Here is a 22,628-nt window from a genome sequence, read left to right as displayed (position 1 = left end):
CTACCAAAACCTAACAAAAATGTCAATAACTTACACAATGTAAACACTACCTACACAAACCTTTCAGTTATCTGTTAAAAGGAAAGGCAGTCTGAATTAAGTCAAAGACCTCTTTAACTGACAACCAATAACTAAAAACCAATAACCATAAAATATGAGCATACTTGTTAACAAAAATACAAAAGTGATTGTGCAAGGCATTACCGGTCGTTCCGGGCGTTTTCACACGGAGCAGTGCGCAGCTTACGGCACCCAAATTGTCGCCGGTTCAGTTCCCGGTAGGGGCGGGTCGGATGTGAACGGTATTCCGGTATACGACACTGTAGCAGAAGGCGTTGCAGCAACGGGGGCAGATACATCAATGGTTTTCGTCCCCGCACGCTTCAACGCTGCGGATTCCATCATGGAAGCTGCCGAGGCTGGCGTTGAACTGATTGTTTGTATTTCCGAACATATCCCCGTTCTTGATATGGTTAGGGCGAAGGCGTACCTTCACGGAAAACCAACACGGTTAATCGGTCCGAACTGTCCCGGTGTCATTACACCCGGCGAATGCAAAATCGGTGTGATGCCTGAATTTGCCTATACTCCCGGCAATGTCGGTATCGTCTCCCGTAGTGGAACCCTAACTTACGAAGCTGCTTATCAACTGAAATGTCTCGGCATCGGTCAGTCTACTTGTGTCGGTATCGGTGGGGATCCAGTCATTGGGACTAACTTCGTTGATGTCCTTAAACTTTTTGAAGCGGATGATGACACGGATGCCGTTGTTCTCATCGGCGAAATCGGCGGTACGGCTGAGGAAAAGGCAGCACTGTTCGTGAAAAACGAAATGACAAAACCGGTGGTTGGTTTCGTCGCTGGGCAAACTGCGCCACCGGGAAAACGGATGGGGCATGCGGGGGCAATCATCTCTGGTGGACAAGGCACGGCTGCGGATAAAATTCGGGCACTCAAAGACGCTGGCATCGCTGTGGCGGATAGCCTTGATGTCATTGGGGAAACTGTAGCAGATATTTTAAGCTATTAAAATCTGGGCATCGTTCTCCTATAAACATATCGTCCCGCTGGGGCTGAAATTCAGAAACCCCGTTGGAATTCACCGAAAACCACTGCGAAATGAAATTGTGAGCGATTAGCAAACAATTTGTCTTAGCTTTACATTTGGAGCAGTGCCCAGAGTTAATAATTTAAAAGATGAAGAAAGATATTGCTTACTTACACACCAAAAAACGGGAGCAGCAACCGATTACTGTGCTAACCTGCTACGATTACCCGACCGCTCGTTTGCAAGACGCGGCAGGGATCGACATCGTCTTTGTCGGAGACAGCCTCGGCACCAATATCCTTGGATATAGCAGTGAGGTAGAAGTGACGATGGCAGATATGCGACACCACCTCAAAGCAGTACACCGTGGTGTGACAGACGCTTACCTCCTCGTTGATATGCCTTACGCCGCCGACAGGGACGTGAAACAGGCTCTTGCCAATGCGAATCTCTTCTTATCCGACGGCGCAGATGGTGTCAAATTAGAAGGTGGTATAGAAAAGGCACCCATTGTTGCAGCTCTCACCGAACACGGCATAGAGGCTTGCGCGCACATCGGACATAACCCACAGATTCATGGCACTAAAGCAACGACACACGGCAAAACGTTTTCAAAAGCGAAACGTCTCATCGAAACGGCATCAGCACTTGCAGACGCTGGCGCGAAACTCATCGTCCTTGAGAAAATCACCGAAGAGGTCAGCCAAATCATCACCGAGACCCTCAACATTCCCACCATTGGTATCGGGGCTGGACGGTTCTGCGACGGACAGGTACTCGTCATTAACGATATATTAGGGATAGGTCCGCCTTTCAAACACGCCAAACGCTACCAGGATTACAATCGCCTGACTTTTGAAGCAATCTGCAGGTATCGAGAAGAGGTAACAAACGGTACATTCCCCACAGATGCGAATGTCTCCCATATCCCCGCGGACAAACTCGTACGGGTGCAGAAGTGGCTGAAATCGGAACGTTAATGCTTCATATCGCCTTTTCGTAAGTGAGGTAGTAATATTCGACCGCCTCAACGACCTGTGTGCCTTCCAACCGGATAGATTCCCTAAAAAACGGTGCATCTAACACCCACGTGTGGTATTCGCCTTGCTCTCCGCAGGGGTCAATCGGTAACTGCTTCAGTTCTGAAATGAGTTCCAAATCTAAATATCTACCCGCAATAGTAGACTGAAAATACTTCTTGTAAGCCAAAGAGCAGATGACTTTAAATTCTTTAGAGACCAACTCATCCAATATCGCCTCTCGCTCCAACTCCCACAACGGCTTATAGACCCCCGCCACGCCAGCCGCAACACCATCAATCCAATTCGGCATCCCACCAACAGTCGAAATGTCGCCCGTAATTAACACCTCAATGTCACTATCTCTAATCTTCTCAATTTGTTGACGATAACTCGACGCATAAGGTTCAGAGATCGGCATGAATTCAATTGGGATCCCGATTTTCCGTGCTTGCAGTTCCATGAGTTGCGTCGGATGGGCGTAGAACTGCCGATTGTCTGCTGGGACAAAACAGACAAGTCTCCTTATATCGTAAAGATTTAAGGAGACTTGAAAGGCGAGGGCGGAATCTTTTCCACCCGTCCATAATACAACAGCTTTCTTTTTCTTCATGAGACAGCCCAAAGATTACGCATCCAACGGCACGACATCAGCATAGATATAGGTCGGCGACGTGTTGCTCCTTGTGTGAATTTTGTCGTCGTTGTCCTTAGTAGAAACAATGTCTCTCTGGACAACTCTACCGGGTTTAGCAGCAACAGGCGAACTAAACATCGGTCCATCAACAACACAGGTATGGAATTCACCGTTTTCGCCGAGCGGATCTACGCCATCAGGCATATCTGCAAGGAGGTTAGCATCAAACCATCGTCCCGCAAAGTCAGCGGGAACTTTGGTAGGATTAAGTGCCGTAACAATGGCGCGCAAGCCGGATGCGATCATCTTCTGGGCAAGCGCCGTTGTGTCCTCTTTCCACACTGGAAAAATCGGTGTGAAACCCGTTCCGCTGAGCTTATCCTCGCGATACTCCCGAATGTCCTCAAGGAACAGATCCCCAAATGCGAAATGTGATGCCCTCAAATGCTCAGGTAACGCTTCCACCTCAGCAAGAAATTTCCGCATCGCTTCCTCGTAGATAGCATTAGAACAAGGATAGGGAATCGGTATCTCGTACAAGGGTACGCCAAGCTTTTCAGATTGCTGTTTCAACACCCATGCGGGTGTAGAGTGAATAGACACCCGGTCAAATGTTTTCGTAACAGTCGTAAAGATACCGCGCACGTCATAGTGTTCCGGTTGTTGCCGTAGCGTATGCAATGCCCAAGCGGAATCTTTACCTGAAGACCAAGAGACCAAAACCGGCACGGGTGTTTTCTTGCTCGTTTGTTTTGCCATTATTAAACCTCTATGTTATAGTGCCAAAAAGTTTGCCAATAGGCTCTTTCCAGCAGCCGTCAAAATTGACTCCGGATGAAACTGCACACCCCAGATAGGTAAAGTTTTATGCCGAAGCCCCATGATCTCGTCTTGGTCTGTCCACGCCGTAATCTCAAAACATTCCGGCAGTGTTTCCTTTCGGACGATAAGCGAATGGTAGCGTGTCGCCTCAAATGGATTATCCAAGCCTTCAAAAAGCTCAGCACCGTTGTGGACTATCATGGAGGTTTTGCCGTGCATCAATCGATCCGCACGCACCACCTCACCGCCGAACACATCACCGATGCACTGATGCCCAAGGCAGACACCCAAAATCGGCACTTTTCCAGCGAAGTGCTTTATAACGTCATTAGATATGCCTGCCTCTTTCGGCGTGCAAGGCCCAGGTGAAATGACAATTCGTTCCGGCTGCAGGGCATCTAATGCTTCCAATCCTATCTTTCGACTCCGATGAATCTCCAGTTCAGCCCCGAGCTCGCCGAGATACTGAACGAGATTATAGGTAAAGGAGTCGTAGTTATCAATCATTAAAACCATTTTTTGCTCCTTAATGGAATGGAAGATTGGGCACCCGTCCTTCCTGTCTTCCAGCCTTCCATCCAAGTCTTTCACAACAAGAGCCCTTGCTCCGCCAAATCAATAGCCGTGAACATTGCCCATGCCTTATTTAGGGTTTCATAATACTCGGTTTCAGGTACCGAATCCGCGACGATCCCACCCCCAGCTTGTACGTAAGCGATGCCATCTTTAATGAGGGCAGTTCGGATCGTAATCGCTGTGTCAGCACTGCCAGAGAAACTGAAGTAACCGACTGCGCCGCCGTATGTGGCGCGTCGCGTCGATTCAAGTTCGTCGATGATTTCCATCGCGCGTACCTTGGGGGCACCAGAGAGCGTACCCGCAGGTAGACACGAGCGAAGGACATCAAAAGCCGTCATATTCTCGCGCAGGCGGCCAACGACGCGTGAAACGATGTGCATCACATGTGAAAAACGTTCGACGATCATAAGGTCGGTCACCTCAACGCTATGATACTCGCATACACGTCCAAGGTCGTTGCGTCCTAAATCCACGAGCATGACGTGCTCCGCACGTTCTTTCGGATCCGTGAGAAGTTCCTGTCCTAACGCTTGGTCTTCTTCTGGCGTCGCGCCACGCGGACGTGTGCCAGCGATTGGAACCGTCTGGACGATGCCGTCTTCTACACGGACCATCATCTCTGGTGATGCACCCACGATGTTAAAACTATCAAATTTCAGATAATACATATATGGCGAGGGGTTGACGACTCTCAAAGCTCGGTAAACCTCAAATGGGTCTACGGATACCGGACAACTCAGCCGCTGCGAACATACAGCTTGGATGATGTCCCCTGCTGCTATGTATTCTTTGGCGCGTCGCACCATATCCTCATAAGCAGGCTTCGTGAAATTCGACTGCGGCTCTGATAAGACCTCCTCTTGCGGCTCTGATGGCTCATCTTTGTTCACGTCCAGACGTGTTTCTGGAACAGCCGTGAGTTTTTTAACCAAAGCGTCAATTTTCGCAACTGCATTCGCATAAGCCGTGTCCACATCTCCGTCAATATGTGCGTTCACTACCACCCTAATCTGATGGTTCACATGATCGAATATCAGAATCGTCTCGGCAATCATGAAAAAGCAATCCGGAATTTGCAGATCATCTTCAGTGCTATCAGGTAACTCCTCTACGAAACGCACCATGTCGTAACTCATATAACCGACCGCCCCGCCGTGGAATTGCGGTAAGCCCTCAATATGGACAGGGTTATAATTCCGCATCATCTCCTCAAGTGCCCCTAACGGGTCTTCATATTCTTGTGATACCGTTTCACCCGTCGTCAAGTCCTCAATAGTAACCTGATGGCCTTTGCTCCGGAAAAGCACTGATGGCTGACTTCCCAGAAATGAATAGCGCGCAACATTTTCACCGCCTTCAACGCTTTCGAGCAAGAACATATAATTATCTGGCATCAACTTGTAAAAAGCAGATACCGGTGTCTCCATATCCGCTAAAATCGATCGGTATACTGGTATTGTGTTCCCTGATTTCGCTGCCTCGCGAAAGTCTTCCAACGTTGGATGATACATCATAACTCCTTTCTCATATCTGTAACATCAAAGTTTTTCTTATACAGTACCAAACATCATAAGCAGGACTTACGCAAAATTGGGTCAGAACGCCTATTTTGATATGGTGAAGGCACTTTCTAACAGGGTTCGGTGCGGTTGGAAACCGCACCTACCAGGGGAGTGCGTAAGTCCTAATAAGCATAAGAACAGCAGTTGAAAACAGTGTTTACGATGGACAGTGCTATTCTGTTTTGACCTGTACGGGGTAAACTGAATCAAACAATTTCTGAGCAAATGCTAAGATACGAAAATTAGTAGAACATAGGAGACTGGTGCTTTATCCAGTTTCAAATTAAGGGTGTCCGCTTCCGTTTGTAGTAGGGCAATTTATTGCCCGTCGTTGAACTGAAACGTGCGATAAATCGCACTACTACAAACTAATCCTTAAATTCAAGGTGGACAAAGCACTAATAGACAGCATCTGCATCGAAAATCTTTTCACCTACCACACGCGTTGACTCTCCGTCGGGGGAAACTTCTCGAAAGAAGCAGGAACGATAGCCAACATGACACGCTGCTACCTTCTGCTCAACTTTAATGAGCAAGGCATCGCCATCACAATCGACTGCGATAGACTTAACCGTCTGCGTATGCCCTGAAGTCTCCCCCTTTATCCAGAGTTTCTGGCGGGAACGGCTCCAGAAGCAGACACGTCCACTCGTTAATGTCTCTTTTATGGCTTCCGTGTTCATATAGCCTACCATTAAAATTTCGTTGTTCGTGTCATCTTGAATGACTGCAGCGACTAAACCGTCGCGGTCATATTTAAGTTCCGATAGAATTTTCATTCGGATTCTCCTCCTTAAAAACAAAAAACCTTACGCTTCCGGGATTGGTATGCATAAGGCTTCAACAAGATTTAAAAATGAAAAAAGGCGATTTTCTATTTTTAGTGTATTTATCTGTTTAAGCGCACACTCCCCGATAAGCAGTTGGAACGCCACCAATGCCAATGGTTGGATACGCTATGCAAACTGGAGTGTGAACGGACAAGTGTCATGTTTATCGTTCTTTGCAGATAGATTAATAACTGGTAAATACCCGCTTTCGTTTGTGGAACGTTTCAAAGACTAACATTAATAATAACATATCTACTTCGCGTTGTCAAATTTTTTAATTAAAAAAATATTTGCAAAAAACAGCACAACGTGATACAATATATGCATTACAATTGAATAAGCTGACGATTTAGGTGCCGGAGAGAGCCGGAGAATAGGGAAGTGCGGTGAGAATCCGCCACGGCCCCGCCACTGTGAACGATCGTAAATATCCGCTGTAGAAACCACTGTCAACGCATTGATGGGAAGGTTCAGCGGGCGCAAGATCGGAAGTCAGGAGACCTGCCTGAATCGTGTTTCACACATCTGTTTTCGCGGGAAAGCAGTGGAACAGCGCGCAGCAATATCCTGTCAGAACATAGAAATACCCATAAAGGTATAAAATCCTTGCACGAAACGACAGGATAAGACTCACACAAAATGTCGCCTCCTCTGCTTTTCGAGCCGTTTGCAAGTTAGCACTTGCTACAAAAAGGCTATGAAGGCAGGGGTTTTTTGTTTCATTACGGAGGTTCTAATGAACAAAGTTTTTTTGACTCGGCGGCATTTTTCGTGCCATTCGCACAATTTACACTCGTTCCTACTCATCGGTGCGATACTCTTCACACTTCTCGTTACCCCCGCTTTTGGACAAACAGAAGTCCAAGAACTGGCAGTGGTTATAAACGCCCTCACACACCCCGACTTAGGTATCACCGCTTCACTCTCACTCATTAATCTGATGGAATCGAATGAAAGACGGGCTGTTGATAACGAGATACTCCGTTTTAGCACTGAGCCGCTTAATCGGAGGCGAGCCGTCGGCATTTCCATTCACGGGCATCTCGCTTATATCCCTACTTTTAACTTACCCGTTACGGGTGCTGCAAGCTTCGGTGACAGTATCTTTATTATCAACTTGGAAGACCGAGAAATTGTTGGCGAAATCCCAATTCGAGATGGCGCGACACCTCAGCAGATCGCTCTTATCAATGAACAGAAGATGTACGTTACCTGTGCAGCAACGCATGAGGTGCATGTCATCGACATTCCGAATCGCAACGTAACGAAGGTTCTCACCGGCTCCTTTAACAAACCGACGGGCATCACACTTCTCAACGGCAAAGCTTATGTCTCGAATCCGGCATGGGAGTGGGATCCAGTTGAACGAAAAACGACCTATTACGATAGCAGTGTGACAGTGATTGATACAGAGACTGATATTATATTGAAATCCATCCCAGTGCCGACAAACGCAAGTACAATCGTTAACGATGGCGAATCCACTGTTATTCTCAAAACAACGGGCAATTATAATGATATTTCGGGACATCTCGTTCTGATTGACACAACGACTGATGAGATCATCGAAACAGTCAAACTCGGCTTCACGCCTGGCTCCGTCGCCCTCAACTCACAAAAGCAGCTGTTTCTCCAAGGGAGTTGGCAAAACCCGGGCCTGCTCGTCTACGATGTTGCGGCACAAGCGTGGATTCGGGACGAAGATGACGTGATCGCCAACTTCAGCAACGATGCAGATGCCTCTATCAGTGGGGGACTGACCTTCGCGCCAGATGGAAGTCTCTATATCACCCAGCCCGATTGGTCGGGCGGTGGACAGGATTTCGTTCGCGTCATGGATGTCATGGATGCGTCTCTCCTACAAACCTACCGCGTTGGACCCGGTGCCAATAATTTGGGGTTTGCAACGATTATGCCGCGTCGCGAAGATGTCAACAATGACGGGTTCGTCAATGCGGAAGACTTAACAATCGCGAGCAGGTTTTTGGGCGACCAAGGTCCTGGCATAATTGCCGATGTCAATGGCGACCAAGTCGTTAATGTCCTTGACTTAGTGCTGATAGGACAAGGACTTTAATGGTTATCAGTTCTCAGTAGAAGTCTGAACCAGGATTCTTATGATTTTAAGATTTGCTATGATTAAAAAAGTATCTAATCACGGACCATCTACCAATCTCATAAATCATAGTTCAGACTTCTTATCCAAGGCTGCCTACTATTTGCCGCTCCTTGTTTTCTTGTTCAGTTGTGCCTCAGCCCCTAAAGAGGGACCGTTCTCATGGAAAGTGACGTTCTTTTCATTGGGGGCAAAGGTACAATTAAGCGCAGAAGCACCCGTTCAACGCCTGAATGCCTTTAACGCCGACGGTGCGAGAGTCGCGCAGCTCAATTTTCCCACGCCCCCCCGTCAGACAGAACCACTCTATTTTGAATGGCGTGAAGGGGAAACCTATAGGTTTGAAGCGACCTTGACAGCAGGCGATGTGGATGTCCAAACGGTAACTGCGCCGCGGACGTACACACAAGGTAGCTTAGAAATCGCCATCCCTTACGGTGTTGGAATGCAGATAGCGGCAGAAAACACATCAAGTAACAACCAAGTCGCTCTCGTCCTACACGACAGCGAAATGACAGCCACAATCCTCGTTAGAAATGGAAAGATACCAGCGACCTTTGACCTTGAAATTTGTCTCCCATCAACACTAACTGTTGTACATCTGCCAACAGGCTGGCAGGCTGAAACAACTGATGCAGAAACCTGTCTCTCGACCACTGGTAGATTTCGCGTCGCATCGGAGGTCTGGTATCGTGAACTGGTGCTGAAGACCTCCACAACAACTAACTCAGACAGGGAAGAAGTATCGGGAGTTGTCCGCTTCACAACAGATAGAGGGCAAACGTGGGAACAACAGACAAGGGTACAGTTGCGAACGGCAACTGTCTCCGAGATGACTGAATACCTCTCAATAGCATTAATCGAGATGCCTACAGATGCAACAGGCGCAGTAGACGCCAAGCAGCGGGCGGATACCATCTACTACCCGCGTCCACTGTTCAGTTGGCTTGACACCTCGCAGACGAATCCATTTGAGCCGACAACCTTTCAGACCATCCGCCTCCGCAATCAGAGTGAAGAGACTATCCATGTGGCTGTGTCATCAATCAATAGAGATATAAAGACCGGCGAAGTTGTCCCTTTTCTCACACCACCAGAGACAGCGAATGGTGGTACGAATCAGAGCGTCGCTTTCGCGAGTCTACCCGGTGGTGAAGTTACGGAAATTCCCTTACCTATCTACTTTCATCCGAGGTATCTAAAAGAGGGTAAGATAGAGCAGGCGATTCCTGGCGAATATACGCGGAATATTGCGGTGAAGGTCTGGGGAAGCGATGCAACAATCTTACGCGAAGAACATCCCCTCCATCTGATTGTTCCAAATCAACAGGCACTGCTTGTTAGCCTTTTGGCAATCATCAGTAGTACGATCGGATTGGCAGTTGTCCTAAAGTTGCACAAACAACTGTTCGCCGGTTTCACGACGAAGCAACTCATTGTTATCGCGCTATTTGGCACAACGGTTTTTGTGGCGGTGACGGTCCCATCAACGCTATTCCTTAACTTAATCAGCGCACTTCTCGGACCGATTTCCGTACTGCTGACGGGCTTGGTAAACGAGACACTCTATTATGCTCTGCTGACGGCATTGTTAATTTATATTAGTGGAGACCCTGAAAATTCGGAGCACGATGCCCTGAAGCCACAGAATAAAGGGAGTGGTGTCATCTTGCTTGTCTCCGCGGTCCGCTTACTTCTCGGTGGTGTGGCGTTCGGACTGTTTACACCGATGGCGATTGTTTATACCGGCACAAGCGTCCTCCTACTGGAAACCGGCTTTCTATTTGTGCGAAGCCGTAGTCTGTTCGTATGGGCAGTTGTGTTAGGTCTCTGTGATGCGATTGCTGTCTATGTCGATTTCCAACTCTCTATACTGCTCTATCGGCTTTTTTATGCCGATTGGTATATCCTTCTCCGAATTCTGATAGAAGGATTCGTCTATACGTTTATCGGCGTACTCCTCGGTGCGAGATTAGGGCGAGGCCTCTGGCGTGTCGCGGACTAAACTATCACTCCCTCATAGAAAGGAACACGACAATGAAACGAATTCAATTTTTTGCGCTATTCTGTCTGCTGATAATTTCACCCATTGGTATTGTGACAGCCGATATGGGCATCACTTGGGTACGGACAGGCGTAGTACTCGAAACTCAACACAGAAACGGTATTGAAGGCGAAATCAATGATATAACAATATCTATCAGAACAGCGAACACCTCTAAGGTGTCCACAATTCAATGGCTCGATGCGAACCGGGTTTTGCTTCAATTTGCGTGGCAGCCCAACCAAAATTATCAATTTCGTCTGAACGATACCGAAATAACAGCAACTTCACCGCTAAAGCCTGAACCTTATCTCATTCGGACCGTTGAATTAGATGGACTCTTGTCATTGATGGAAAACCTCCGTCACCTCGCAAAGCCAACAGCCATCGCCTTAGGGTCCGGAAACATGCCCAATACAGAAAAATTGGCGGTTGCGACAGATAGTGGACACCTCGCGATTCTTCAACCCATCACGGGTGAAACGCTTTGGAAGACCCGTATCTCTGAAGGCTACGTGCGACGGGTGGCATTTAGTCCTGACAACGCGCTGCTCTACGTCGGGGAACAGGCATCAGAAGGATTCATTTACTGCTACAATCTAACAAACGATATGCCGACACTTCGCTGGAAATACCGTACAGCCGACGATATAGAGACTTCCGTGCCGAGCGATCCGGGGAGTGTCTACGCATGGGTCAGCTACCCCGGTCAGTCTTGTATGCAAACGCTGGCGAACGACGACCTTCTGGTTGCCGGTGTGCATTCGTGGGCAGAAAACGATACACCTCGTAAGAAGTCCCAACTCTATAGGTTCGATAGTAAAACGGGAAACGTTACTTGGAAATGGCCCCAGGACAGCGCGGTATCAAGGATAATACGCTGGTTTGACGTGAGTGCTGATGGAGAAACACTCGCACTCGTAACAGATGCAGGACATAATTTACAAGGAAACACGACTGATGGAAGTGGCAAACTCGTCGTTCTCAACGCGAAAGACGGCACAGAAAAGTGGCAGGCAGCTATTGAACCGTTGACCCCCTATTTCTCACAGGTCACGTTTTGGCGTGGAGTTAGCGTCTCTCCTGATGGTAAGTTTATCAACGTAACAACAGACGACGGACGCGCCTTCATCTTTGACGTGAATAATCCAGAACCGGTATGGAGTGAGAACCTAACGACTCCACTGGAGGTGAGTGGTATTCCTATCGTAGCAACCTCTGGCACAATCGATGCGACGGACGCAGCGGCACTTTTTGTCACTGGTGACACATATATTCCGTACCATCTCCGAAAAGGCGCGCAACGCCCTGCGGGAGCACACCCAAATGCGATGACCCTGTTCGCGTATTCGTGGACGGGTGAAAAAATCTGGCAGTGGCAACTTGAGAATATGCCGCAAGGTTTACGTATTGACGCGAAGGACCGCTATGCGCTGTTATCTGTTTCTAAGCGTACGCAGGATCCGAATGAGAGCCTCCACGGCGTATCAATGTTCGACCTAACAGCCGAAGGCAGTGGCTTATCAAAATATTTATACACCTACCGCACAGAGGGGCAGCTGCCTTATGATACGCTCGCGATTAGTGCAGATGGTGCGCTCATCGTTATTGTTGAGGCCCCGATTGCGATGCCAGATGAGACAGTGCGCGGGAAGAATCGGGTGCATGTGTTGTATTGATTTCTATTCTTAGCAGAAGCAGGACACCCAGCACCGAAATTCAGAATAGATAGGACCCACGCGTGGACTACTATCCAAGCCCGATAAGCTACTGTGCCAAAGAAAGGTTGACTGTCTGAATCAGGATTTGCAAGATTTTAGGATGGACAGGATTGGGGCGTTCTTCTATCATCTGAATCGCGATTTTCTATTAAGAACAAAAAGTAAAAGGGAACAACAATCACGTTGTTCCCCTTATCACGTTAAAATAAAAGAAAAATCAATTCAGAAGAAAAGGAAACCGTGAAATGCTCAGCAGAAACAGCAGTGCTTCAATAGCACAATTCAGAAATCGCGCTTACTACTTTACTGGGACCTTGTATATTGAGAAACCGCGTTTTGTGTAGAGACAAGCACACTTTGCAATGCCTGAAAGTAGTTCATTTCAGCCATTTTGATGGTGTGATTATCCTTAGTTGCCCGTGCGCGTCTAAGTGCCTCCCAACTCAACGCCAGCATCCGGTTTGTTCTTTCTAAAATTCTCCAATCCGCGTTGGAAATCATGATACCCTCCCGGTATTTCACGCTATCGGCGGTTTGTTGTTCCGCTCAAACAGCGCATTCAATGCTTCACCCAACAAACTTTGAATACTCGTGTCTTTCTCAAGCGCGAGCATTTTCAACTGCCGATGTACATCCTTGTCAAAATGACCAGAAATCATCTTTTTCCCTTGACGGGATGGCGGTACCGCGGCAGTCGGTTTCGATGTACTCCCAACGGCAACTCCGCCTTTGTCTGATAAAATTGCTACTGTTTTCATATCGTTTATGCCTCCGTGCATATACACATGTGCACATGCAAACATGTAGACATGTATGACAGTATAAAACGTCAGATTCACGAAATCGGTTTCAGATAAAATCCCAAAAAGGATTCCTGTTTCCGCTTGACGCATGTCTATATTGCTATTAAAATGGTGATATTTATGGTGAAATTTCCAGCAACTTTGAAACGGATGCGGTGCAAATAGCACTAAGAAATAGAAAAGGAGTGAGAAAATGAAAAAATATTTTTGGACTTTCGCGATTTTTGCGCTTTGTGTTGTAACCATCAATGCAACTGCACAAGTAACAAAAGGTCTACACTTCTATATGCCGTTCAACGAAGGGAAAGGCGACGTTGTTAAAGATGTCGGTCCGAAGGGGTTTGAAGCAGAACTTCACGACAGTGTAAAATTCGTCAAAGGTAAGGTTGGAACGGCGATTGAATTCTCAGAGGGACCGGCGTTGATAATTGATCCGGGGGGTCAGAGTGAACTTTATGTAGAGCATCTCACTGTCGCTGTCTGGATACATCCGTTCGAAATATCAAACACTGCTCTCGGCGACGGACACGTCTATGGCAACATCTTCTATGACAAATCAGGGACAAGTGACGATAACGTGGAATTTGGACTTGGTAGTGGTGAAGGCATATATTGGTATATCAATTCTGGTCAGAAGAAGATGGGCCCGTTTAATGGTGCCGATGTCGATACAACGCTTTCACTGCCTAATTTAGGTTTAAAACCAAAGAACTGGTATCACGTCGTCGGTACTTTCGACGGTGAGAAAATTCAGATTTACGTTGACGGTAAACTTGAGGGCGAGAAAGATGTCCCAAATAACGGTCCCGTGATGGTCTGGAACGATAATAATATTGAAATCGGGGCAGACCTGATACCAATGGGGGTGCTAACCTCTACAAAGGCTTGCTTGACGAGTTGGCGGTATACGATCGGGCGTTGACGGAGGCTGAGGTCGTGACAGTCATGAACGCGAAGGATATTCTGACTGTGGATATTGCAGGCAAACTGACGACAACATGGGGTGCGCTTAAGATGAAGTAGTAGGCACACGCCGGGTTCCGTACACAACCTGTCTCCAAAAGAGTAGGTGTGGTTTCGCGGGCGTACCCGTCGCAGCCACACCTTGACTCAGAAACGCTGCGCGCGTATAATGCAAACACAAGGAGAGGAGGAGAAAAAATGAGACACTTCGGAACACACGGGCCCGTCAACAAAAAAGATAATTACGTCGTTCAACGAACAAAAGAACGCAATGATTTCGTAAAACGTATCAAACTTGGCCGCTACATCGTGCTTTTCGCCCCACGACAGACAGGCAAGACAACTTTCTTCCAAGAAGCTATTCACACACTTACAGAAACAGAAAGGGACTATTTTCCTCTACAACTTAACTTCCAGATTTGCAAAAATCTCTCCACTGCTGAGTTTTACGACTACCTTTATAAAAGAAGCTGCATCGCAATTGAAGGTGTCTTCCAAAAACGCGAGATTCTACCTCCTACAGCACTCCGCGACTTTTTAAAAGATGCCCACCTGACAAACCATGTTTCGATGTTAGAGTTCTTTGAAGCACTTCCGAGTGTCCTCAGACCCCTGGACACGCACGCCCCTACGCCGAAACTCGTTCTTATTATTGACGAGTTTGATGGAATACCGCAAACAGAGTTGAGTAACTTTCTTTATACACTCCGTCAGATTTACCATGAACCCTTGGATACCCGATGCCCCTACAGTGTTGGTATCGTCGGTGTGAGGAGTATTACACAACTTAACTATGATCGCTCCATATCCCCTTTTAATATACAAGATGAATTCACGCTCCCAAACTTCACGCTGGCACAAGTGCGAGAACTCCTGGCCCAATATACCGAGGCAGTCGGACAACCCTTTGCACCGGAAGTCATTGAAACACTCCATAAACAGACCGCCGGACAACCTTTCCTCGTCAATAGACTGGCGCAGATTCTCACAGAAGAGCTTGACATCCCAAAATCCGAGACGATTCAGATGTCCGACTTCTCAAAAGCACACGCCCAGCTACTCACTGAACGTAACACAAACATCGAACATCTAATTACCAATATCCGCAAAGATCTGCGCTTTGAAAAAATGCTCATGCGCATTGCATTTTATGGGGAAAGTAGACGCTTTAATCTGGACAACGAAATCATCAGCGAGCTTGCGACTTACGGCATCATCGGTGCTGACGAAAAGGGTATTTGTCAAATATTAAACCCTATCTATCTGCACCGCGTTCTCCAAGCGTTCCAACCGCTCATCAATGGACTTGAAGATGAATACTTCGCCGAAGACGGCCCGATGGACTTTACGGAATATCTTACACCGGAAGGACACATTCAGATACGCACGCTGCTGGAAAATTTCAAGAACTTTATCGCACGTGCTGGGTTCAGAATCCTACAAGTCCCCGACACACCTCAAGAATTCGTCGGGCAATACTTACTCTTTACCTATCTGGATGAATTCGTCAAAATTGTCGGAGCCGCGATGCACTTAGAGGTCCCAACCGGCAGAGGCAGAGCCGACCTTATTATTGGGCATAGTGGACGGAAGTACATCGTTGAGACGAAAGTCTGGCGAAACGAAAGGGCATATCAGGTAGGAAAACAGCAACTCGCTGCATATCTCAAACTTGAAGGCGAAATGGAGGGTTACTATGTGGTTTTCGACTATCGTCAAAGTTCAGAACCACGCTTTGAAACCGATACTGTTGATGGACACACCATCTGCAGCTACATTATACCTGTCTTGCAAGAAGCTCCGTCTGTTGCTGCTAGTGTGGTTTGATGAGATGCCATTGACACTCAACACCATAGCATGCCGGATTTTCTGAATTTCTGCCCCACTGCTGGATTGAAGTCCACATCCCAAACTTCTCTCCGACGCGGATTAGGGGATATCGTAATCGAGAATGGGACCCGCTAACCATTCCTGCCATTCTGTATCGTTTTCGTAGAAATCCGCCATCTCCTCCGCTTGTTCGCTTAGGATACGATCTCTCTTCTCCTTTGGTAACTGTAGAAACCTACGACGTTCACTAAGTGGTTTATCAGTAGACAGATCCATCGTCTGATTAAGAAGGGGTTCGGCTTCTGTATCACAGGTTGGCTCACCCCACAATTGAACGGACTTAATTCCAAAGGCAGAAGCGATTCGATTGAGGTCTCTCGCTGTCGGTTGCAGTTCCCCGCGTTCATACTTTGACAGCGTTTGACTGCTAACTAACCCATCAATTGCAGTTTCCAAGTCCTCGAGAGACATGCCACGAGCGAGTCTAAATCTTCTCAGGCATTCTCCTACCATGATTACAATACCCTTCATTTTTAGAACGGAATGTCATCAGATTCATCGGTTGTTATAAGCCCTAATTCCTCAAGAAAGAAAAGGACACTTTCTATATCCTCATCATTCACTTTCCACCTATATTCTTTGGCGATTTGCTTAATCTCTTCAATTGTGCCTTCCTTTTTCCAATCGACAATGTAATGAACCTTTGCCGCGATGGAGAGCTTATTAAAGTCCTCAGAGATTTTCTGATTGTTTATCCGACTCAAAGCATCTTGCCATTCAGAAAACCTCGGTCTCTTCTGGATGTCCTGCCAGGCCGATTCAAAATTATCAGGAATAAAATAGGTATGTCGGCGTATTTCACCAAAGATGTTCTCCTCGTTTGAAAAAGATTCCGTTACTTCTTCTAGCAACCCACAGTTTACCAAACTATCTAACTGGCTTGCAACGTAACTACTATAGGGACCATAGTAATACGGTGAGAATCCTAAATCAACGTTCATCAGTACTGATAAAAAATAAACCTTCTTTTGGAAAAGTGTTCTTCCTCGCAACTTGCCTTCGTCGTTGTTCTTGACAACAAGTAGAAGGACTTCAGTAATGTGCATATCAATTCCTTTCAAGTTACTTTAAAAATCTTACGCACTGCTTTCTCTAGTTTCGCCCGCTGCTTTTGGTCTGAATCAAGCGGTGCATAAATTTGCACAGTTTCTAAAGAGAGCGCATCGGCAGCGTTAGGACGCACGAAAGAAAGTTCCATTGCGTAATCCCAGATGTTTCTTGGTCGACGAAGTTTGTCATCGAAAATCTTAATTGATTCGGAACTCAAGATTTTACTTCGGCTTCCGTAATCAGGATTCGGAATTTTATGTTTATAGAGAATAACATAATCAGGATCAATTTTAAGACGGTTACCTATCTCCTGCTCCCATTCCAACTTCTGTGTGTCTGACATTTCAAGGAGTCTTAATTGGGTAATCTGATCTTTTACGTCTTTAAGTGACAGTTCAGCAACCATCTTAAAGAGATTTCTATGGTAAAGCCTTTTGAAAATTTCACACGCTTTTTCTTCCTTACAATTCCTCAAAACATCAATCAGTTTTTCGTCATGGTAATTTAGATACCTTTGAATGAAATTTTCTTTATCGTTTTCATCGTATTGATAAAGCTTTTCTATATCAACATTGCCTTCCCTAATTGCAAGATTTATACCACGAATAATCATTTGTTCGGCAATGAGGCTGACTCTATGCTGATACACTTGTTGAGTCATATGATAACGCGCAAGCAGAAGCTGTTCAAGGGCGTAAATCCCTTCGCTACTCATAACAAGAGAGGTTGTGTTCCTCTCTGTATAAATACGACAGGATTCAATGATCTGTTCCAAATCATACTGCCCATACTTGACTCCAGCAAAATAGGCATCACGTAAGAGGTAATCCATTTTATCAGCATCAAGTTCGCTGGAGATAATATTGCGTTGCCAGTCCCACATGTCCTTATCTTCTATCAATTTCACTACAAAGTTCCGTTCATCATCAGAGTCAAGAACACGTTTGATATCCTGATCCATTTGAATAATATCTACTGTAATTTTCTCGTGGATTTTTTTCCGAATCTGTTTGCTGTCAGTGTTACTATCACCCTCATCTTTATTGGTATTATTAGCCGTAGTCAAAATCTCCTCGGAGGTATGGCTAAACGGACCATGTCCAATATCATGAAGCAATGCGGCGAAACGAATTTTTTCAATGTCTCCTTTGGTTATTTTGTTCCGTCGAACCTTTTTTAGTTCATTGCAAATCCTACCAGCGATGTGCATCACACCAATTGAATGATCAAAGCGCGTATGTAAGGCACCCGGATAGACCAAGAACGCCATCGCTAACTGTCGAATTCGACGAAGGCGCTGAAAGACTGGCGTGTCAATCAACCTCTTCTCTCTTTCTGAAAATTCAATAAGACCATGAATCGGATCTCGTATTCTATAGGTTTGTTTTGCCATTATTAAAATTATACCATATTATAATAAGTAATTCAAGTGTTTTCCACTAAAATTCGCACAAAGAGTAAAATCCTTAAGTCTATATCACGCTTATTGTGAACCAAAAGTTTCAATTGTCAAGAAAAAACGCGAGGTTCTTCACACATCCATTCCAGCATCTCGATAAGTCCGCTCAATTAGCGCAATCTCATTCGCTGATAATCCATATAACCGATACACCAACGCATCAATTTCCTTCTCAAGTACAGGCACTTCATCACCGTCAGGATCAGCCAAAATCTGTTCAACTAATCGAGAAAGTTCTGCTTTTTGTTCTGATGTTCTATCTGCTATCGGAACATGTTTCATATTCGCTTTATTGCAACGAAAACTGCCTCCTGCCCAAGTGTCGTTCAGGGTAGAGAACTTATATCGGGCATACCAATCAAATAGTTTGCTATTCAAAATTGCAAGTAATGAGAGGTCTGTAGTAGGTAAACTATAAATTGTACTATCACCAAAAAAACCATCTTTGTCGTAATAAGCACGCATAGAAGAACTTATATCTGCATAGATGATCTTCGGACCCGTAAATGCCTTATAATAGGCACATGAACGAAGCTCCCAAAAGAATTTTCCTGGACTCGTGCGAGCTCTCAACTTTTTCTCATAAAGTTTCATACGTTGATAAATGGCTGGGTAAATTTGAGCAAAAAATTTTTCAGCTCTAATTTCATTATCTGCATCTGACCAAGGCCACGTTTTGTCGGTACTACTTTCTATCAGGATCAAATAAAGATTTGCCCATTCTGCTTTCCACTTGCGAAGGTTTCGGCCCTTCAACACTGGCTTTATAATATTTCTACTTTTGGTGTCTGCAGCAATTAGTCGTTCACGTGTGGCAGAATCTATAATATACGCATCAATACATCCAGTATTGATACCAAGATGAAGATGGTGTTTACCGAGCGGTGTTCCTGTGTTCTGTAATTTTTTAAGCAAATCAAGAATTTCTGGTTGTTCTAATATCCACTCTTCAAGCGTTAATTGCGAAATATTCATAGAGAATCTCTGTTTCTCAAACGCTTCTTTAAAGTTAAAATTTTCTAAATTTGCTCTGAGAACTGCCGTTTGGAAAGTCTCGTCTGCAAAGACCAAACTCTTTCTAGCGAGAATAACGCAGGTATCTACCGCTGCCTCAAAAACAGAAATACTTCCAAAATCCAAAATAGCTTTCGGTGCCATTTCAGAAGTTAAGAACCTCCGAAGTTTTCCACCGTAGTCACTCCGCATAAACTTATTCGTACAAATATACGTTAAGATACCATTATCTCGAAGGAGTTCGGCGGCGCGTTTGTAAAAATAGACGCTAATGTCGGCTGTTCTAGTAAAAAAGTCGTCGAAATAAGTTTGCAATGCCTGCTTGTCAGTTGAACTAATCTTTTTACGCTCGATATAGGGGGGGTTCCCAATGGCAATGTCAAATCCGGCTTCCACCCCGAACATCCACTCAGGTTCAAAGAATTCAGCGACTGCGTTTTGGTCATACGCGTCCCAGTGAGCAATCCGATTTGCCTCCGCAAGTCCTGCTGCAAGTTTTGCTTCATTGATAGTATATTCTCTTTGCAACCTTTCCCGCAGCTGTTGTTGTGCTCGTTCTGATGGCATATCAGCTACCATTTGTTCTATTTTATTTTGTTGCTGCTTACACCATTTTGCGTGTTTGGCTGCCAACGCTTCTGCCAATTGCTCCCGACATTCTTTCTCTCGCTTCATGTAACTTAACTTGGTTTGGCGGGTGTTTGCACCGAAATGCTTGCTCCGAAGTTCTGCGATCTCTTGCCGAAGCTGCTGGATATCTTCGTTTTCAAGGAACAGTTGAAATTCAGACTCGTTTAGTTCTTTCAAACCGATAAGCGTATTAGCTGCCACAAACTTGGTCTCTAAGTTGGGAAGTGGACGAATACCGTAGTTTGTACTCCAATCATCATTTGATTCCTGTTCAATAACCAGTGAAATGAAGAATCGGAGTTTAGCAATAGTAGTGGCAATCGGTTGGATGTCTACGCCGTAAATGCAATTCTGGATGAGATAGAGTTTTCTACCATAATCGTTATAACGGTTCGCTTCGGAAAAGACCTGCTCAATTGCCTTTTGAGCACTCTCCTTGCTTTCTGGGTCCTCAATTTTTTCAGCGTGTGCAAGTTGTTGCTGCTTCCAGTGTTCGTTCTGTGGATCCAGTTTACGGAGAATTAGCACCAGTTTATTAAGAATTCCCATCGGAAACGCGCCAGTTCCAACAGCTGGATCAATGATTTTGAGGTCGTTTATCGCTGCAATCATCGGTTGAATTTCATTTTCATGGATAAGATGGTCATTAGGTTTTTCTATCTCGCCTTGCTGATTATAGGCGAGAAGGTCATCACGAAGACGGTCTTCTAAGTCTTTTTTATCGTTGTCATAGGGTTCAACTTTCTCCAGAAAATATGCAATGAGTGCTTCGTCTACCATGTAATCAACAATTTGACGTGGTGTATAATAGGAACCGGTGGCTTTACGTGCAGTGGATCGCGTTTCAGGATTATAAGCACCGAGAAGATTTTCAAAAACTTGTCCGAGGAGTTCAGGGTCTAATGCAACCTCCTGCTCAACAGGCGTATTTTCTTCAACGGTAAACTTGTAGTGGGAAAAGAGAGGGAAAAGACCATCTTCTTCATCGAAAAAGAGTTCTGCTGGTACGTGTAGTTTTTGTCTATCGTTTTCGTTGTCTGTGAAACAATCAATGCGTAAACCGCCATCGCCGGTTGCCTCGAAAGTATCAAGACAGTCGAATAAGCCCCCGTTGACAAACGGAACTTGTTTAAGGTATTCCAAAAATTCATTTGGATATTGAAGTAGGTCTTCGTATCTGTATTTACTTCCGTCACGATGGTTTCGCGAATCGCGCGTGCTAAACATACGCTCTTTTATCGGCGTGTTAAGCGTGGCAAAGAACAAGTTTTGCAGCACAGCTTGATAGTAATCAGAGGTCTCCATCGAAAAGTTGTTTAGTGATGCATCCGCACTTTCTATCTCAAAAATATTCTCAGACACCAAATCCTTTTCCTTGAGAAACCAGATAAAAAGAAGGCGCGTTATCATACGGATAACTTGCATATCATCATTTTCATCGGGAAATTCACATTCCGTAACTGCCCATTGATACCATTTGTATAACTCGGTATAGAATTTACGATTGAGGGGTTCCGTATTGAGGACACCTTCCCATGCCTTATGGAGTGTATCGAAGTTACTCACCCCTTCATTTTCAATGAGTCGACGGAGATGGAGCTCCGATACAATGTCTATATGCGCGCGTTTCGGAGAATCAAGATTAATGTCCTTGATAAGTGTTACCTTTTCCAAAACCTGTTTTGTAGTCTTACGGAGGTTAGGTCTACGGTTAATTATGGCGAGGGAGAGAACAGCACCGTATCGGAACATCACCATGATCGATTTTTCATACACTTTGTTGATAAAGCGGGTGATGTCAGCAAGCTGCGTGCGCGTGTAGGTATTTTTAGTTAGTTGAACCGTGACGAACATATAAGAAGTTCTGAGCGCGTCATCTATTTGGGTACTCTCAAACAATGAGCCCTGCTTTGGGTCTATCTGTTGGTTAATCTCCTCATCTGCTACTTGCATGATTTGGAAAAAAGATTGCCACTCTTCAATACGGAGTTTATCAGATAGTTTAGCAGTGTCAATGGCGGATTCAAAGAGACGGTCAAACCTCTCGGTGTCGATTTCGTCATTTCCAACTCGCTTGCTGTAGTAGCCGAGGGTGTTCAGGAGAGTTGTGGCGGCTTCTCTTAGCGGTTGATTATTAAAGTTCTTTAGGGCATTCTGAATGTTTTGTCTGATTGTGACTTCTGAATTCATTAGGCTACCTTTCTCTGTTATCAATTTTGTAGCACATACTTCCAGTTTTGCTGCTATAACCCAAGTTGCCGGTTTGTAGCATGATGCGCGTCGTATCTGGGGTTTTTGCTGGGGTGTTTCTTCAAGTACGCCGCAAACCTATTAGGTTGTGCATCTCAGGGCGCAAACTGGAAGTTTACGCTACAAAACACCTGCGATACATGGCACATTTCAATGAAAAACGTTAGCTGCAGGAAGTTTACGCTACAAAA

The 22,628-nt window shown here is 45.6% G+C and carries 17 protein-coding genes and 1 riboswitch; of the genes, 7 read left to right on the top strand and 10 right to left on the bottom strand.

Going from position 1 to position 22,628, the window contains the following annotated elements; all coding sequences use genetic code 11:
* The first annotated feature begins 154 nt into the window (after nucleotides 1–154).
* Nucleotides 155–1,030: a succinate--CoA ligase subunit alpha gene (sucD, locus tag OXN25_10535; GenBank protein ID MDE0425296.1), complete on the top strand. Its 876-nt coding sequence runs from the start codon at nucleotides 155–157 to the stop codon at nucleotides 1,028–1,030.
* A 167-nt stretch (nucleotides 1,031–1,197) separates the two neighbouring features.
* On the top strand, nucleotides 1,198–2,028 hold the full coding sequence (panB, locus tag OXN25_10530; protein MDE0425295.1) for a 3-methyl-2-oxobutanoate hydroxymethyltransferase: 831 nt from the start codon (nucleotides 1,198–1,200) through the stop codon (nucleotides 2,026–2,028).
* 4 nt (nucleotides 2,029–2,032) lie between these two features.
* On the opposite strand, the gene OXN25_10525 is transcribed toward panB, so the two are convergent.
* The 5 genes from OXN25_10525 to hisI all read right to left on the bottom strand — a co-directional run bounded on the left by OXN25_10525 (nucleotide 2,033) and on the right by hisI (nucleotide 6,446).
* On the bottom strand, nucleotides 2,033–2,680 hold the full coding sequence (locus OXN25_10525) for a hypothetical protein (GenBank protein ID MDE0425294.1): 648 nt from the start codon (nucleotides 2,678–2,680) through the stop codon (nucleotides 2,033–2,035).
* Nucleotides 2,681–2,695: 15 nt separating this feature from the next.
* Nucleotides 2,696–3,463, bottom strand: a complete 768-nt coding sequence (locus OXN25_10520) for an adenine nucleotide alpha hydrolase (protein MDE0425293.1) — start codon at nucleotides 3,461–3,463, stop codon at nucleotides 2,696–2,698.
* Nucleotides 3,464–3,478: 15 nt separating this feature from the next.
* Complete coding sequence (locus tag OXN25_10515) at nucleotides 3,479–4,042, bottom strand: aminodeoxychorismate/anthranilate synthase component II (protein ID MDE0425292.1); 564 nt, start codon at nucleotides 4,040–4,042, stop codon at nucleotides 3,479–3,481.
* A gap of 71 nt (nucleotides 4,043–4,113) precedes the next feature.
* A complete protein-coding gene (trpE, locus tag OXN25_10510; GenBank protein ID MDE0425291.1) occupies nucleotides 4,114–5,616 on the bottom strand; it encodes an anthranilate synthase component I in 1,503 nt (500 codons plus the stop codon).
* Nucleotides 5,617–6,065: 449 nt separating this feature from the next.
* Nucleotides 6,066–6,446, bottom strand: coding sequence for a phosphoribosyl-AMP cyclohydrolase (hisI, locus tag OXN25_10505; GenBank protein MDE0425290.1), 381 nt, complete (start codon nucleotides 6,444–6,446; stop codon nucleotides 6,066–6,068).
* A 385-nt stretch (nucleotides 6,447–6,831) separates the two neighbouring features.
* Nucleotides 6,832–7,021: riboswitch (cobalamin riboswitch) on the top strand.
* A 212-nt stretch (nucleotides 7,022–7,233) separates the two neighbouring features.
* On the opposite strand from hisI, the gene OXN25_10500 reads away from it, so the two are divergent.
* The 3 genes from OXN25_10500 to OXN25_10490 are packed head-to-tail and all read left to right on the top strand — an operon-like array spanning nucleotide 7,234 to nucleotide 12,336.
* Nucleotides 7,234–8,574 carry a dockerin type I domain-containing protein gene (locus OXN25_10500; GenBank protein MDE0425289.1) on the top strand — a complete coding sequence of 447 codons (1,341 nt, stop codon included), beginning with the start codon at nucleotides 7,234–7,236 and terminating at the stop codon, nucleotides 8,572–8,574.
* A gap of 58 nt (nucleotides 8,575–8,632) precedes the next feature.
* Nucleotides 8,633–10,618, top strand: coding sequence for a hypothetical protein (locus tag OXN25_10495; protein ID MDE0425288.1), 1,986 nt, complete (start codon nucleotides 8,633–8,635; stop codon nucleotides 10,616–10,618).
* 32 nt (nucleotides 10,619–10,650) lie between these two features.
* A complete protein-coding gene (locus OXN25_10490; protein ID MDE0425287.1) occupies nucleotides 10,651–12,336 on the top strand; it encodes a PQQ-binding-like beta-propeller repeat protein in 1,686 nt (561 codons plus the stop codon).
* 560 nt (nucleotides 12,337–12,896) lie between these two features.
* Here OXN25_10490 and OXN25_10485 read toward each other — a convergent pair.
* Nucleotides 12,897–13,136 (bottom strand): hypothetical protein, encoded by a 240-nt coding sequence (locus tag OXN25_10485; protein ID MDE0425286.1) that lies wholly within the window; start codon nucleotides 13,134–13,136, stop codon nucleotides 12,897–12,899.
* Nucleotides 13,137–13,374: 238 nt separating this feature from the next.
* On the opposite strand from OXN25_10485, the gene OXN25_10480 reads away from it, so the two are divergent.
* Together OXN25_10480 and OXN25_10475 are read left to right on the top strand one after the other, a co-directional pair.
* Complete coding sequence (locus tag OXN25_10480; protein ID MDE0425285.1) at nucleotides 13,375–14,103, top strand: LamG domain-containing protein; 729 nt, start codon at nucleotides 13,375–13,377, stop codon at nucleotides 14,101–14,103.
* 239 nt (nucleotides 14,104–14,342) lie between these two features.
* Entirely contained in the window at nucleotides 14,343–15,971 is a 1,629-nt protein-coding gene (locus OXN25_10475) for an AAA-like domain-containing protein (protein MDE0425284.1), read from the top strand.
* Nucleotides 15,972–16,073: 102 nt separating this feature from the next.
* Here OXN25_10475 and OXN25_10470 read toward each other — a convergent pair whose 3' ends face one another.
* The 4 genes from OXN25_10470 to OXN25_10455 form a co-directional block, all read right to left on the bottom strand.
* Nucleotides 16,074–16,487 carry a helix-turn-helix transcriptional regulator gene (locus tag OXN25_10470; protein MDE0425283.1) on the bottom strand — a complete coding sequence of 138 codons (414 nt, stop codon included), beginning with the start codon at nucleotides 16,485–16,487 and terminating at the stop codon, nucleotides 16,074–16,076.
* 20 nt (nucleotides 16,488–16,507) lie between these two features.
* Complete coding sequence (locus tag OXN25_10465) at nucleotides 16,508–17,080, bottom strand: hypothetical protein (GenBank protein MDE0425282.1); 573 nt, start codon at nucleotides 17,078–17,080, stop codon at nucleotides 16,508–16,510.
* Nucleotides 17,081–17,091: 11 nt separating this feature from the next.
* Nucleotides 17,092–18,477, bottom strand: a complete 1,386-nt coding sequence (locus tag OXN25_10460) for an HD domain-containing protein (GenBank protein MDE0425281.1) — start codon at nucleotides 18,475–18,477, stop codon at nucleotides 17,092–17,094.
* 138 nt (nucleotides 18,478–18,615) lie between these two features.
* Entirely contained in the window at nucleotides 18,616–22,377 is a 3,762-nt protein-coding gene (locus OXN25_10455; GenBank protein MDE0425280.1) for an Eco57I restriction-modification methylase domain-containing protein, read from the bottom strand.
* Nucleotides 22,378–22,628 lie beyond the last annotated feature (251 nt).

It is taken from the genome of Candidatus Poribacteria bacterium (assembly GCA_028820845.1).
Lineage (GTDB): Bacteria > Poribacteria > WGA-4E > WGA-4E > WGA-3G > WGA-3G.
This window is presented reverse-complemented; position numbering and strand designations above follow the sequence as displayed.

Excerpts from the sequence above, each read along its gene's own strand:
- OXN25_10465 (MDE0425282.1), bottom strand. The coding sequence starts at position 17,080 with ATGCACATTACTGAAGTCCTTCTACTTGTTGTCAAGAACAACGACGAA.
- OXN25_10525 (MDE0425294.1), bottom strand. The coding sequence starts at position 2,680 with ATGAAGAAAAAGAAAGCTGTTGTATTATGGACGGGTGGAAAAGATTCC.
- OXN25_10490 (MDE0425287.1), top strand. The coding sequence starts at position 10,651 with ATGAAACGAATTCAATTTTTTGCGCTATTCTGTCTGCTGATAATTTCA.
- OXN25_10515 (MDE0425292.1), bottom strand. The coding sequence starts at position 4,042 with ATGGTTTTAATGATTGATAACTACGACTCCTTTACCTATAATCTCGTT.
- OXN25_10460 (MDE0425281.1), bottom strand. The coding sequence starts at position 18,477 with ATGGCAAAACAAACCTATAGAATACGAGATCCGATTCATGGTCTTATT.
- sucD (MDE0425296.1), top strand. The coding sequence starts at position 155 with ATGAGCATACTTGTTAACAAAAATACAAAAGTGATTGTGCAAGGCATT.
- OXN25_10500 (MDE0425289.1), top strand. The coding sequence starts at position 7,234 with ATGAACAAAGTTTTTTTGACTCGGCGGCATTTTTCGTGCCATTCGCAC.
- OXN25_10475 (MDE0425284.1), top strand. The coding sequence starts at position 14,343 with ATGAGACACTTCGGAACACACGGGCCCGTCAACAAAAAAGATAATTAC.
- OXN25_10485 (MDE0425286.1), bottom strand. The coding sequence starts at position 13,136 with ATGAAAACAGTAGCAATTTTATCAGACAAAGGCGGAGTTGCCGTTGGG.
- OXN25_10455 (MDE0425280.1), bottom strand. The coding sequence starts at position 22,377 with ATGAATTCAGAAGTCACAATCAGACAAAACATTCAGAATGCCCTAAAG.
- panB (MDE0425295.1), top strand. The coding sequence starts at position 1,198 with ATGAAGAAAGATATTGCTTACTTACACACCAAAAAACGGGAGCAGCAA.
- hisI (MDE0425290.1), bottom strand. The coding sequence starts at position 6,446 with ATGAAAATTCTATCGGAACTTAAATATGACCGCGACGGTTTAGTCGCT.
- OXN25_10470 (MDE0425283.1), bottom strand. The coding sequence starts at position 16,487 with ATGGTAGGAGAATGCCTGAGAAGATTTAGACTCGCTCGTGGCATGTCT.
- trpE (MDE0425291.1), bottom strand. The coding sequence starts at position 5,616 with ATGTATCATCCAACGTTGGAAGACTTTCGCGAGGCAGCGAAATCAGGG.
- OXN25_10495 (MDE0425288.1), top strand. The coding sequence starts at position 8,633 with ATGATTAAAAAAGTATCTAATCACGGACCATCTACCAATCTCATAAAT.
- OXN25_10520 (MDE0425293.1), bottom strand. The coding sequence starts at position 3,463 with ATGGCAAAACAAACGAGCAAGAAAACACCCGTGCCGGTTTTGGTCTCT.
- OXN25_10480 (MDE0425285.1), top strand. The coding sequence starts at position 13,375 with ATGAAAAAATATTTTTGGACTTTCGCGATTTTTGCGCTTTGTGTTGTA.